Annotated in this window: 8 protein-coding genes; 3 read left to right on the top strand and 5 right to left on the bottom strand. The window is 69.6% G+C overall.

The window, feature by feature from the left end; all coding sequences use genetic code 11:
• Positions 1-206: 206 nt before the first annotated feature.
• From recD to recC, 3 genes are read right to left on the bottom strand one after another with little or no spacing between them, the layout of a single operon-like run.
• Positions 207-1997: an exodeoxyribonuclease V subunit alpha gene (gene recD, locus ACGFIF_RS28820; protein ID WP_393158736.1), complete on the bottom strand. Its 1791-nt coding sequence runs from the start codon at positions 1995-1997 to the stop codon at positions 207-209.
• On the bottom strand, positions 1994-5293 hold the full coding sequence (locus ACGFIF_RS28825) for a UvrD-helicase domain-containing protein (RefSeq protein ID WP_393158738.1): 3300 nt from the start codon (positions 5291-5293) through the stop codon (positions 1994-1996). Before ACGFIF_RS28825 ends, recD begins: the two co-directional genes overlap by 4 nt.
• Positions 5290-8601: an exodeoxyribonuclease V subunit gamma gene (recC, locus tag ACGFIF_RS28830; RefSeq protein WP_393158740.1), complete on the bottom strand. Its 3312-nt coding sequence runs from the start codon at positions 8599-8601 to the stop codon at positions 5290-5292. Before recC ends, ACGFIF_RS28825 begins: the two co-directional genes overlap by 4 nt.
• A gap of 149 nt (positions 8602-8750) precedes the next feature.
• Here recC and ACGFIF_RS28835 point away from each other — a divergent pair, with 149 nt between their 5' ends.
• The 3 genes from ACGFIF_RS28835 to ACGFIF_RS28845 are packed head-to-tail and all read left to right on the top strand — an operon-like array spanning position 8751 to position 10515.
• Positions 8751-9107 carry an ArsR/SmtB family transcription factor gene (locus ACGFIF_RS28835; protein WP_393158742.1) on the top strand — a complete coding sequence of 119 codons (357 nt, stop codon included), beginning with the start codon at positions 8751-8753 and terminating at the stop codon, positions 9105-9107.
• Entirely contained in the window at positions 9071-9277 is a 207-nt protein-coding gene (locus ACGFIF_RS28840; RefSeq protein ID WP_393158743.1) for a hypothetical protein, read from the top strand. The genes ACGFIF_RS28835 and ACGFIF_RS28840 overlap by 37 nt, the downstream gene beginning before the upstream one ends.
• Positions 9274-10515: an MFS transporter gene (locus tag ACGFIF_RS28845; protein ID WP_393158745.1), complete on the top strand. Its 1242-nt coding sequence runs from the start codon at positions 9274-9276 to the stop codon at positions 10513-10515. Before ACGFIF_RS28840 ends, ACGFIF_RS28845 begins: the two co-directional genes overlap by 4 nt.
• Positions 10516-10530: 15 nt before the next feature.
• On the opposite strand, the gene ACGFIF_RS28850 is transcribed toward ACGFIF_RS28845, so the two are convergent.
• Both ACGFIF_RS28850 and pta read right to left on the bottom strand, forming a co-directional pair.
• Positions 10531-11724 carry an acetate/propionate family kinase gene (locus ACGFIF_RS28850; protein ID WP_393158746.1) on the bottom strand — a complete coding sequence of 398 codons (1194 nt, stop codon included), beginning with the start codon at positions 11722-11724 and terminating at the stop codon, positions 10531-10533.
• Entirely contained in the window at positions 11721-13820 is a 2100-nt protein-coding gene (gene pta / locus ACGFIF_RS28855) for a phosphate acetyltransferase (protein ID WP_393158748.1), read from the bottom strand. Before pta ends, ACGFIF_RS28850 begins: the two co-directional genes overlap by 4 nt.
• Between the last annotated feature and the right edge of the window lie 89 nt (positions 13821-13909).

A 13909-nucleotide genomic window follows, 5' to 3' on the forward strand; every position in this document is an offset into this window, starting at 1 on the left:
CGTTGTGATTACCGATTGTGCGTTGTAAATGGAGAATCGAGCGAACTCCACGACTTTGCTGATGGCTCGCCGAATCGGTGGTCGGAGCCTCGAGGAAGGGCGAATCCTGCCGAGCTGTCTGTGGTTCTTGTGTGAGTGTCCGCATGGTCTCTGCGCCGTGTCCGAGGCAAGGAAAGTGGAATCAGGCGGCCAAATTACGCTACCAGCTACGGCGAACCAGTGGAACAGGTCCGGCTAGTGGTCAGTCTTTGGCGGAGGCCGGTTGCGCGGAGCGCGCGGCGTTGGAGTGCGAAGCGTACGGCGGGCTCGGTTCCGACGACTCGGACTCGGTCCTGGGCGCGGGTGATGGCGGTGTAGAAGAGTTCCCGGGTGAGGAGGCGGGAGTCTTCGGTGGGGAGGAGGACGGTGACTTCGGTGGCCTGGCTGCCTTGGGCTTTGTGGATGGTCATCGCGTGCAGGGTTTCGACGTTGCCGAGGCGGCCGGGGGAGAAGTCGAGGCGGCCGCGGGAGCTGTCGATGCAGACGCGGAGCGAGCCGTCGGGGCGGCGGACGGTGACGCCGACGTCGCCGTTGTAGATGCCGAGTCCGTAGTCGTTGGCGGTGACGAGTACGGGCCGGCCGACGTACCAGGTGTCCCAGAGCGGGTCTTCGGTCTCCTCGGTGATCCATCGCTCGACGGTCCGGTTCCAGTGGGTGACGCCCCACGGGCCGTCGCGGTGGGCGCAGAGGAGGCGGTGCCGTTCGAGTGCGCGCAGAGCGGCGTCGGCGTCGCCGGCCTCGGCGGCGGCCCGGATCGCGAGCGCGTCGGGAAGCAGCGCGGATCGCAGCGTCTCGCGCGGATCGTCGTCCTCGACGAAGGTCACCCGGTCGTTGCCGCTGCGGAGCAGGTCGAGTACGTCGTCCGGACGGTCCTCGCGCACTGCCAGAGCCAGGTCGCCGATCTCGCTGCCGAAGCGATGCGACGTACGCAGCTCGGCTGCCTTCCCGTGCCCGCCCGCGACCAGTCCGTCGACCAGGTCGGCCAGCACCGCGCCTGCCTCGATGGAAGCCAGTTGGTCGGGATCGCCGACCAGCACCAGCCGGGCGTCGGGACGTACCGCCTCCAGCAGGCGCGCCATCATCGTCAGCGAAACCATCGAGGTCTCGTCGACGACGACGATGTCGTGTGGCAGCCGGTTGTCGCGGTGATGGCGGAAACGGGTCGACGAATCCGGGCGCCGGCCGAGCAACATGTGCAGGGTCCGGGCGTGGAAGTCGCCCAGCCGCTCAGTGTCCTGTTCGGAGAGGCGGTGGGACATCTCGTCTCGCACTGCCTCCTCCAAGCGAGCCGCGGCCTTGCCGGTCGGCGCCGTCAACGCGATCCACGGACGACGCTCGCCGGCCACCTCTGCCTGCTCGGCGAGCAACGCCAGCAGCCCCGCGACGGTGGTGGTCTTGCCGGTGCCCGGGCCGCCGGTGAGAACCGTCGTCCATTGCCTGGCCGCTGTCTCGGCCGCCGTGCGCTGCTCGTCGTACGACGTACCAGAAAACAGCCTGTTGAGCCCGGCCCGCAGCGCATCCTCGTCGGCGATCACCGGCGACGCCTGCCCGGATCGGCGGCGGAGGTCCAGCTCGACCTGTTCCTCTTCTCGCCAGTAGCGATCGAAGTAGAGCCGACTGCCTTCCAACCGAAGTGGCTGTGGTACGGCGAGCAGCGGGCTGGACGCGATGGCCGCCAGCCACTCCTCGGGGTCGGGCCAGGTCAGATCGTCGCCGTCCTCGCCGACCTCGTCGCGTACCTCGGTGAGATCGAGACAGACCGAGCCCGCGCGCACCGCCCGCACCACCAACGCGCAGGCGAGTGCCACCGACTCGTCGCTCTCGCCGAGCATGGTTGTCAGCCGGGTCGCGACATGGACGTCGGCGGCGACCAGCACTCCCGCCTGGTTGAACTCGCGCAACATCCCGGTGGCGGTGAGCGCCAGCGAGGAGTCGAACTCGTCGACGGTCGTTGTCACAAGGCCCTCCCATCCAGCAGGTCGGACAGTTCGAGCACCAGCGCGGCCGGCACCGGCCAGCTGAACACGCCGGCGGGGTGACCGTCCTCGAGCGGTGTCTCCGGTCCGCACATGCCACGGAGATAGAGGTAGATGACGCCGCCGAGATGTACGTCGGGGTCGTACGCCGGCAGCCGCCAACGCAGGTACCGGTGCAGCACCACCGAGTAGAGCAACGCCTGCAACGGATAGTCGGAATGCAGCATCGCGGCAGCAAGCTGCTCGCGTCCGTAGTCCGCAGACGTGGCCGGCCGCTCGGGGTCACCGAGCCGGTTGGTCTTGTAGTCGACCACCACGAACCTGTGGCTGTCGCCTGACGGGATCCGCAGCACGACGTCGATCGACCCGGAGAGGTAGCCGCGTAAGGATTGCCGGCCGAGCAGCGGTTGCTCGAGGCGATCGGCGTACGCGATGAGTGGATCGTCGACCGGCAAGTGAGTTCGCAGCAGCGGCGCCAGCTCGGCCAGCCGTACGTCGGCTGCGACGGCCTGGTCTCCACCGGCCAAGGGGATCTCGAACTCGAGTTCGCGGAGCCGGTCGTTCAGACCGAGGTCGCCGAGCGTCAGTCCGGGCGCGAGCGGTCCGAGTGGCGTGGTGTGCAACGGCAGCATCGCTTCGGCCAGGACATCCGGTGTCACGTCGACCCGCCACAACCGCAGTTGCTCGCGAACCCGCCGAGCCAGCTCGGCCCGCAGATCGGGTGCATGCGGATCGGCGTCCTCGAGGACAGCATGCACCAGCGAACCGAAGGTCGCCCCGACCGGCAGCCCTTCCATCGGAGACGGAAAGGCCTCGCCCGGTACGACGCCCGGTGTCGGCAGGGAGTCCACCGACTCGTCCTCCAATCCACCGCCCTCGTGTTCGCTGGCCACGCCGCTCACCTGCTGGTCAGCAGCACGGATCAGCCCGGAGTACGACGTCCGGCGCCAGGCGAGATCGACCTCGCGGGAGAAGGACCCGACCGTGAGTCCACCGGGCAAACCCGCACGTGCGGGCTCGAGACGCTCGGCGATCACCGACTCCTCGACGACCGGGCCGCCGGCTTGCTGCCAGCGCCGCAACCAGACCAGCACGTCGTCGTCGGACGAAGCCCGGAGCAGGCTTTCGGGCACCAGCGGATCGCCTTGTTTGCGACCGCGGAGCAGCCGGGAGATTCCGCCGTTGATCTCGTCCCAGGACGGCGCCCACCAAGCGACGACTTGGGACTGGGCGCGCGTGAGGGCGACGTACGTGAGCCGGATGTCGTCACCGGCGACCTCGGTCCGCCAGCGTCGCTCGTTGGCCTTGGAGCCACCGTGGTTCCGGCCGCCGATGTCGAGGCTGCGGACGCCGTTCTCGTGGAAGAGCAGGAGTTCCTCGTCGTCGAAGATGTGGCGATTGAACCCGAACGGGAGATAGACGACCGGGTACTGCAGGCCTTTGCTCACCCACACCGTCATGATCTGGACTGCCGCGGCGTCGCTGTCGAGGCGCCGGGTCCGCTCGGTCGTCCGCCCCTTGCCGGCGCACTCCGCACGCAGCCAATCGAGCAGCGTGGGCAGCCCGAACCGCTCGCGATGCGCAGTCTCATGCAGTAGCTCGGCGAGGTGTGCGAGGTCGGTCATGTCCCGCTCGCCGGCGCGCCAGGCCAGCACCCGCTCCGACATCCCGCTGAGCTGTGCAGCCTCGAACACCGCGGCGACTCCGCGCATTCGCAGATGGTCGGCCCAAGCGCGCAGTGTCTGTCCGATCCGGTCGGTGAGCTCGTCACCGCCGGCGTGCAGACTGGCCGCGGTTTCCCCGAAGAACATCGTGGTCGCGGCCGCGCGGACCAGACCGGAGCGGTGCGGCTGCTCGAATGCCTCGAGCAGGCACAGCCAGTCCTTGGCGGCCTGCGAGGCGAAGATGTCGAGGTCGCCGGAGTAGACCGCAGGAATGCCGGCGACGGCCAGCGCCTCGCGGCAGGCCCGGGCGTCCTTGTGCGCCTCGACGATCACGGCGAGGTCGCCCGCGCGCAGCGGGCGCCCGTCGTACGTCGCGCCGGCGGCGAGTAGCTGACCGATGTCGGCGGCCAGGTCGCGGGCGATGTGGTCGCGGAGGTCGTCCATCGGGATGCTCTTGCGATTGGCCGAGCCGAACTGCTCCCGGCGGGCGACCCGGAGCCGGAACGGGGCATCGGACGGTGCGCCGGCGAGGCGGCTGCCCTGATGGTGCGCGGCAACCTTGTGGACGACGATGTCCTCGTGGCCGAGGCGGGCGTCGCCCAGCACGACCTGGAGGCAGTCCACGAGTGGCTGGTCGCTGCGCCAGTTGGTATCGAGGGTACGGCGCTCACCAGCGGTCTCTGCCGCCGCGAGGTACGTCGCGATGTCGCCGCCACGGAACGCATAGATTGCCTGTTTCGGATCACCGATCAGCACCAGCGTGCTGTGACCGTTGAACGCGGCGTCGACCACCTTCCACTGCACCGGATCGGTGTCCTGGAACTCGTCGACCATGACCACCGACCAGCGGCGTTGCATCCGCTGACGGGCTGGGGCCTCGGGGTCCTTCAGCGCATCGGCGAGCCGCGTCAGCAGGTCGTCGTACCCGAGGATGCCGAGGCGGCGTTTGCGGTGCTCCAGCTCGGTCAGGACGGCTCGCGCGAAGCCGACGCGGACGCTCTCGGGTGAGCCGGCGGCGTACGTCTCGGGAACCAGTCGGGTGTGCGGGTTGCCGACGACTTTGGTGGCGATCTCGAGTGCGGTGGCGCGGGTGATCGGTGGTGGCTGGGCCGAAGCCCCGAAGTGGCTGAGATACAGGTCATCGACAACCTCAGCCACGAGCGGTCCGAGGTCGTCGACGAGGGTGACGCCGGCGTCGGTGTCACCGGCGACACCGAGTGAGCGGAGCACGAGCTGGCAGAACTGGTGGGTCGTCGCGATGGTGGCGGCGTCGAAGTTGGCCAGCGCGTCGCGGAGACGAAGGCGGCGCGCCGCGACGTCGCCCGCGCTGCCGCGCGTGAGGTGGCCGAGAAGGCCGGTGTCGCCGCTCCAACGGTCCGGCGTCGCCGTGGCCTGTTCGGCCTCCAGCAGTTGTGCGCGCACTCGCTCCCGGAGCTCCTGGCTCGCCGCGCGCCCGAAGGTGATCAGCAGCATCTCGTCCAGTCGGGCCTCGCCCTCCGCGACATAGCGGGTGACCAGCCCGGCGAGCGCATAGGTCTTCCCGGTGCCGGCACTCGCCTCCAGCACGGTCGTTCCGATGGGCAGCAGACCGAGGAGGTCGAACGGCTCGATCACGGCGCCCCCTGCTCGAAGCGCAGCATCGGATCCCAGAGCCGGGCAGCGTAGGAACCGAGCCGGGTCGGCTCGCCGGGTCGCTCCTCACCGGGACGCGTCGGCTCCAGCAGCACAGTGAGCGACGTGTTGGGACCCCAGACCCGGACGTGCGCGGGATCGGCGTTCTCGCCGTCGTAGTTCGCCGGACGCCACCGGCGACCGGCAGCCGTCGTCGGGTCGTCGTGGGTCAGGCGGGCCTGATACCACGCGTACGACGTCTTGAGCGGCAGCGGCAAGGGCTCCCGGCGACCGGCGTCGTAGATCGCGACCAGGTCGGCGAGCAACGCGCCCGCCTCCGGGCCGATCGGACCGAACAGCCGGGCCGCGGGGCCCCGGCTCCGGGATGCGCGGCCGATGACCAGACTCGTCCAGTTGTGGTCCTCGTCGTTGGCGGACAGCGCGAGCAGTTGCACCCACGCGATCAGCAGTTGCTTGGCGTCGAGTCGCGAGTAGCTGACCGAAACCAGCCGATACGAGTACAGGCCGGGCACGGTGCCGGTCAGGCGACGGCCGTTGCCGAGGTCAACGTCCAGATCGAAGGCCCGGGGGCTGACCTGCCGATGGGGATGGGCGCTGGCCGCGAGCCCGCGGGCGATATCACGGATGTCGGTCGCGGTGCGCCAGCCCAGTCGGCCGGGCGGCAGAGTCCCTCGTCGCCACTCGGCGTTGAGAGCGTCGTCGGGGTGGATGCCCGCCAGCATGTCGCGGAGCATCCGGTCGCCGACCGACCACTTCTCGAGGTTGTCGATCTCCACCGGCATCGCGTCCGACACGCCGTCGACCTCCCAGGGCAAGGTCAGGTCGAGCGCGCGGAAGAACCCCTTCACCGGATCACGGAAGAAGGCGAGCAGATCCGCCAACGCCACGTCGTCGCCCTCGGGCAGCGTCAGGGGATCCGTCAGGAACTCCGGCCGCGGTGGCCGGGATCCCGCCGCGGCCCGCGCCGCGACCAGCGCGGTCGGGTCGAAGGTGAAGGGACCCGGCGGGCCGAGCCGGCCGGGCTCGAGGTTCTTGCCGTCGAAGGGCTGCAGTGGATGCCTGACCAGGACCGCGTCCCGGGCCTTCGCCTCGGTGGTGCCGTCGAGAGCGTCGAGAAGCTCGCCCAGGGGTACGGCGGGTGGTCGCGGCTGACCGGAGTACTCGTTCGCGCCGGTGTAGGTGATCACCAGCGATTCAGTGGCGGCGAGGATCGCGTCGAGCATGAGCTGGCGGTCCTCGCTGCGAACGTCGCGTTCGCCGGTGACCGGGCACCGTGCCAGTACGTCGTCGCCGTCGGCGAGACCGAAGCGTGGCAACACGCCGTCGTCGAGCCCGAGCAGGCAGACCACGCGGTGCGGCACCGACCGCATCGGCACCATCGTGCAGACGGTCAAGGTGCCGGTCCGGAAGTTGGCCCGGGTCGGTCGCCCGGCCAGATGTGCGGACAACAAGGCTCGGACGTCGGGCAGCCTGAGCGCCGTACCGGCGAGGGTGCCGGCATCGGCGGCGACGGTTGCGAACTCGTGCTGGACCTGGCCGACCTGCCAGGTGTCGTCCGGTCCGACTCGGGTCAGTCGGTCGATGCCACCGCGGAGGGTGTCGAGCCATTCCGCGAGCGGCCGAGTGCCGTCGAGACGACTCGCGATCAGTTGCAGGCGGTCGACGTACTCCGCGAACCGGCCGGCCAGATCGATACGGGTGCTGCCGACATCGTCGAGCGGAAGCGCGGTGTCGATCCAGGCGTGCGCATCGGCCGACATCGTCACGCCGCTGACGACCCGGTCGAGGCCGAAACGCCACGTGTTCTGCGGGTAGTCGGCCAGGCCGAACGAGCGGCGGTCGCTGCTGTCGAACGCCCACCGGATGCCCGACTCGCGGACCCAGGCGGTGATGGTGTCCAGGTCGTCGTCGGTGAACCTGAACCGGCGCCGTACCGGATCGGCCTGGGCGAGGTCGAGCACCTGGCTGGCGGTGGCCCGACTGCTGGCGAGGTCGAGCAGTTGGGCAGCGATCCCGAGCAGCGGATTCGTCTGTGTCAGCGAGCGGTCCGCCAACTGCACTCGGAGCCGGTGCGCCGGATGACTGTTCCCGCCGAGGTCACCGAGCCCGAACCGGGCGGTGATCAACGGGGCGTAGGTCTCGATGTCGGGGCACATGACGAGAACGTCGCGTGGCTCGAGCGTCGGATCCGCCTGGAGCATCCCCAGCAGGACCTCCCGCAGTACGTCGACCTGGCGGGCAGCGCCGTGGCAGGCGTGCACCTGGACGCTCCGATCGTTCGCGGCCAGGCGTCGTCCAGCGGGGGAGACGGTGTTGTCGCGCAGGTCGTGCTGCAGCCAACCCAGCAGAGTGTCCGGCGCCGGCGGCGGTGCGGAATGGTGATCAACGGCCGAGGTCGTGGCGAGCGTCAGTTGAAGCTCGCGACTGTCCCGCCCGAGTGTGGCCAGGAGCGGGTGATCAGCTGCTTGATGGCTCGTGTCGAGGGCTCGATCACCTGCGGAGGTTGCCGCCCTGAGGCGTTCCCACAGGGCACCACTGGGATGGGGCAACCAGAGGTGTACGTCGCGATGCTCGGCCAACGCGGACAGCAGCTCGACCTCCGTGATCGGAAGCCGGGTGTGTCCGAACAGCGACAGGCGTTCCGGAAGATCGAACGACTCAGGCTGCCCCCGGAGCTGGGCAAGCGTCTCGGCGTGGCGAACATTGGGCGGCGGCGCATCGATCCGGTCGTTCATCCGCCGCCAGAGCTCGGGCTGCCACGCGAGGTCGTCGTCGACAGCTGCACCGCGGCCGTCGGTGTCGCGGCCTTCGATCCAGTCCGCGAGAAGCGTCGGCCGCTGAACGGCGTACGACGCGAAGAGGCGTGCCAACCGGGCTGCGACGGCGTAACGGCGGCCGTGGCGCAACTCGGCCTCGGCGCCGGTGTCGAAATGACCGAGATGCCGGGCCACCGGCTCGCACCACGCCTCGTCGAGGGATTCGTCCAGTACGGCGAGCAGCGGCCAAGCCATCGCCTCCGCCGCCCACGGATCGTCGTCGGTGAGACCCAGAACCGCCGACACCAGCGAGCGCGGCGACATGAACCGGACCCCGGCACACACCCCGTCGCCCTGCGCCGGCGCAGCGCCCAACCGGTGCGCAAGCCGCTGCGAGAGCCAGCGCTCAACACCCTTGGCGGGCACCACGACGAGTTCTTCCGCGAACGGGTCGGCCGGCGGCTCCGCGAGGAGGTCACCCAGTCCGCGGGCAAGCACGTCTGTGCGCTCCGCGCGGTGCAGGTACAGGGTCACCGAGGCAGCATCCCACGCGGCACCGACGCATCGTGGGAGGGCTGCCCGCAGGGTGTTCTACCACACTGACTGTCCAAGAAGTGTTTGACGGTTGACCCGGTCTTCGGGCAGTCTTGCTCCCCAAGAGTTGTTGGGGAGTGGGGGCTGCGATGACCGAGGACGGCATCAAGGATCTGCGGGCGGTGGCGCACCCGGTCCGGCTCCGCATCCTCTCGCTGCTGACAGGTTCGGCGATGAGTGCCGCCGAGGTGGCCCGGGAGCTCGGCCTGACCCACGCGAACGCGTCGTACCACCTACGGCTCCTGCTCGAGTCGGGAACGATCGTGGAGGCCGGCGAGGAGCGGATCCGCGGCGGCGTCGCGAAACGCTACCGCTACCCCCACGAGGAGCGCGGACAGCGTCGCTCTCGCGCCACCACGGAGGGCAAGGTCGCCGAGGTCCGGGGCTCGCCCGCGAGCTCGAGCGGCGGATGCGGCAGCGCAAGGCGGGCACGCCCGGCCATCTGAGCGACCTCGACGGCTGGGTGCAGCCCGAGGTCTGGGAGCGCGTGCGCGAACTGCTGATGGAGGCGTCCCTGCTGATACACGACCACAACCAGCCACCCCGGACGCCGGGCACGGTGCACGTCAGCGCCACGTCCTGGACGTTCCAGATGATCAGGAAGGCCCGCGGATGAGCGAGGCCTCCGCGCTGGCCCCGCTGCGCGAGCGGAACTTCCGCTACTACTGGTTGTCCCGGCTCATCGATCGGGCCGGCACCACGATGGCCGGTGTCGCGCTCGCCTTCGCGGTGCTCGAGGTCAGCGGCTCGGCGACCGCGCTCGGCACGGTCCTGGCCGCCTACAGCATCCCGATGGTGGTGTTCCTGCTCGCCGGCGGCGTACTGGCCGACCGGTTCGGCCGGACCCTGGTGATCCAGGCGACCAACGTCGCCTCCGGCCTCAGCCAACTGGCGACGGCTGCTCTGGTACTAAGCGGGACTGCCGAGGTCTGGCAGCTGGCAGCGCTCGCCGCACTCAACGGCACCGCCACCGCCGCGGGCATGCCGGCCCTGGCCGGCGTGCTCCCACAGCTGGTACGACGCGACCAACTCAAGGCGGCCAACCTCGTCCTCGCCGTACCCGAGAACGCCCTGATGGTGCTCGGTCCGGCCGTGAGCGGCGTGCTCGTGGTCGTCATCGGACCGGGGTGGGCCCTGGCCGTCGACGGAGCGACGTACCTGCTGGCGACGCTGACTCTCACCCGGGTGCGCATCCCTCGGCCGGCCGAGGGACACGAGCGCAAGGGCGCCGTCGCCGACCTGCGTGAGGGGTGGACCTACTTCCGCTCCACCACCTGGCTCTGGGTGGTCGTTGCCTCGTTCTCCTTGCTCAACGCCATCACCAGCGGTGGGTTCAACACCCTTGGTCCGGTGCTCGCCACCCAGACCGACATCGGCGAGGCCGGATGGGGTCTGATCCGCTCGGCCCAGGCGGTCGGCTTCCTGGTGTGCTCGCTGATTCTGATTCGCATCTCGTTCCGACGGCCGCTCCGGTGGGGGATGCTCGCGATGGCTCTCAACGGCCTTCCGATGCTGGTCCTCGGCCTCGAGCCCTCGCTCGTGGCGGGGATGGTGGCGGCCGGACTGGCCGGCCTCGGCAGCCAGGTCTTCGGCTTGGGCTGGGACCTCGCCATGCAGGAGCACGTGCCGGACGAGATGCTGTCGCGCGCGTACTCCTACGACATGCTCGGCTCGTTCGTCGCGATCCCCATCGGCCAGTTGCTGTTCGGTCCGCTTGGGCTGGCCTTCGGCGTCCAGCAGGTGATGGTCGTCGCCGGCGTGGCCTACATCGCGATCGCGCTGCTGACCCTGGCGTCGAGGTCGGTCCGCGACCTCCGCCGAGCCACGACTGTCGTGACCACCACGCCGTCCTGATCGGGGCGCAGGTGGTCAGTCGCGGACGACGCTGAGCGTCTCGCGGGCGATCTGCCACTCCTCGTTGGTGGGGATGACGAGGACGGCGACCTCGCTGTCGTCGGGCGAGATGCGGCGGGCTTCGGTTGACTTCGCGTTGTTGCGGTCGTCGTCGATGGTGATGCCGAGGCGTTGCAGTCCGCTGAGGGAGGCCGCGCGTACCTCGGCCGAGTGTTCGCCGACGCCGGCGGTGAACACGACGGCGCCCACGGTCTCGAGGACGGCGTAGTACGCACCGACGTACTTGCGGATGCGATGGCAGTAGACGTCGAAGGCCAGACCGGCCCGTGCGTCACCGGCGGCGCGCAGCCGTGAGACCTCGCGGAAGTCGTTCTCGCCGGTCAGTCCCTTCAGGCCGGACGCGGAGTTGAGTGCGCGGTCGATGTCGTCCATGGACATGTCCAGCTCCCGCATCAGGTACGCCGGGATCGCCGGGTCCACGTCACCTGAACGGGTCCCCATCACCAGGCCCTCGAGTGGCGTGAGACCCATGGACGTCTCGACCGAGTGCCCAGCCCGGACAGCGGATGCCGAGCAGCCGTTGCCCAGGTGCAGGACGATGACGTTCACCTCGGCCGGGTCTCGTCCGAGCAGCCGGGCTGCCTCCTGGGACACGAACGCGTGCGAGGTGCCGTGGAAGCCGTAGCGGCGGATCCCGTGCTCCTCCGACCAGGACGACGGTACGGCGTACGTGTAAGCGTGCGGTGGGAGGCTCTGGTGGAACGCGGTGTCGAAGACAGCGACCTGCGGCAGGTCGGGAAAGAGCCTGCGGGCGACGCGGATCCCTTCCACGTTGGCCGGGTTGTGCAGCGGGGCGAGCGGCATCAGGTCGGTCACCGCTGCGATGAGGTCGTCGTCGATCGGCGTGGGGGCGCTGAACCGGGATCCGCCGTGAACGACGCGATGACCGACGGCGGCGATCTCGACGTCGGACAGCGACGGCCCGTGGGACTCGAAGGCCTCGATCGCTGCGCGCAGGGCGTCCTCGTGCGTCGGGATCTTCCGCGTCGTCTCTGTCTCGCCGCTCGGGCCGCGGTGGACCTGGCGCCCCTCGCTCTCACCGATCCGTTCAGCCAGTCCGGAGGCTGCCACCTCGCCAGTCAGAGCGTCGACCAGGCTGTACTTCAGCGAGGAGGAGCCGGTGTTGATCACGAGGACGTGGTCGCTCATCGGTCTCCGCCTTCGGTGGGTTCCGGGGTCTTCTGGGCTTGTACGGCGGTGATCGCGACGGTGTTGATGATGTCTCGTACGGTCGCCCCACGCGACAGGTCGTTGACCGGCTTGCGGAGTCCCTGCAGGACCGGCCCGACCGCGACGGCGTTCGCCGAGCGCTGGACCGCCTTGTAGGTGTTGTTGCCCGTGTTGAGATCGGGGAAGATGAACACGGTCGCCCGCCCGGCCACGGGGGAGCCGGGGAGCTTCGTCCTGGCCACGGCCTCGTCGATGGCGGCGTCGTACTGGATCGGTCCCTCGACCGGCAGTTCCGGTGCTCGCTCGCGGATGATGGCCGTTGCCTTCGACACCTTCTCGACATCGGTCCCCGAGCCCGAGCTGCCGGTCGAGTACGACAGCATCGCGACGCGTGGCTCGATGCCGAAGGCGACCGCCGTCGCGGCCGACGAGATCGCGATGTCGGCGAGCTGTTCGGCGGTCGGATCGGGGTTCACCGCGCAGTCGCCGTACACCAGGACCTGGTTCTGCAGGCACATGAAGAACACCGACGAGACGACGGACACCCCGGGCACGGTCTTGACCGCCTCGAGCGCCGGCCGGATGGTGTGGGCGGTCGTGTGCACCGCGCCGGACACCATGCCGTCGGCCAGCCCGAGCTGCACCATCATGGTGCCGAAGTACGAGACGTCCCGGACCAGCTCCCGGGCCCGGTCCAGGTCGACGCCGCGATGCTGCCGGAGCCGGTGCAGTTCCGCCGCCAGCCGGTCAGCGAGGTCGTCGTGCTCGGGATCGACGACCGTGGCCGCGGCGACGTCGACACCGAGGGATGCCGCCTTCGCGCTGATCGCGACCGGATTCCCGAGCAGGGTCAGGTCGGCCACGCCCCGGCGCAGCAGGACGTCGGCCGCGCGCAGGATCCGCTCCTCGTCACCTTCCGGCAGGACGATGTGCTTGCGGTGGGCAACTGCTTGGTCGATCAGCTGGTGCTCGAACATCAACGGTGTCACCGCGCTGCTGCGGGAGACCGCCAGCTGATCGAGCAGGGCCTCGCTGTCCACGTTGCGGTCGAACAGAGCGAGCGCCGCGTCGAGCTTGCGCGGCGACTCCTTGGTGAGCCGGCCGCGAACCGCGGTCAGCGCGGTCGACGTCGATTGGGTGTCGAGAGTGGTCTCGAGGATCGGCAGGGTGACCCCGAGACCGTCGATCAGGCGCTGCACCTGCGGCGGCAGGGTGAAGCCGCCGTTGAGGATCACCGTCGAGATCTGCGGGAAGTTGAGCGAGGCATGGGCCATCAGCACGCCGAGAACCACCTCCGGGCGATCGGCGGCGGTCACCACCGCCGCGCCGTCGAACAACCGGTCGAGCACGTTCGGCATCGTCATCCCCGCGACCACGAGGCCGGTGACCTCCCGGGACAGCAGCACCGGGTCACCACTGAGGAGTTGTGCGTTGATCGGGGCCATCAGGTCGGCGACCGTGGGCTGACTGAGCAGCGGTTCTTCCGGCAGGGCGAACGCCGGCGCGCCCGCGCCTGCCAGCGCCGCGACGGCGTCGGAGAGGCCGCCCGGGTCGACGCGGTTGGCGACGAGGGCCGCGAGTGAACCGTGATTGGCGTGCAGCTCCCCGACCGCGATGTCGGCGATCGCCCGGAGATCCCGCGGGCTGCGCCGGAACCCGTTGAGCACGAGCAGAACCGGCGTACCGAGGTTGGCGGCGATCTTCGCGTTGTACGAGAACTCGGTCGGCGTCCCGACATCGGTGTAGTCGCTCCCGACGACGAGTACGGCGTCGGCCCGGTCGGCCACGGCGTGATAGCGCTGCACGATGGTGTCCATCGCCGACTCGGGGTCGACATGCACCTCGTCGTACCTGACGCCGACACACTCGTCGTACTCCAGCTCGACCGCGTCATGCGCCGTGAGCAGATCCAGCACGTAGTCCCGCCCACCATGCATAGCCGCATCCGGACGCACGATAGGCCGAAACACACCCACCCGCTCCACCCGCCGCGACAACTGCTGCAACACCCCAAGAGCAACCGTGGACTTCCCGGTAGATCCCTCCACCGAGGCGACGTATACGCTGCTCCCCATACCTGCCACCCTAAGTCACGCCATACCCGGCAGTGACTCCGCCAGGGCTTCATCCCCATGTTCATCGAGTACGTCGAAGCCTTCGCGCA

The organism is Kribbella sp. NPDC049174, from assembly GCF_043197365.1.
In the GTDB taxonomy this organism is placed as follows: domain Bacteria; phylum Actinomycetota; class Actinomycetes; order Propionibacteriales; family Kribbellaceae; genus Kribbella.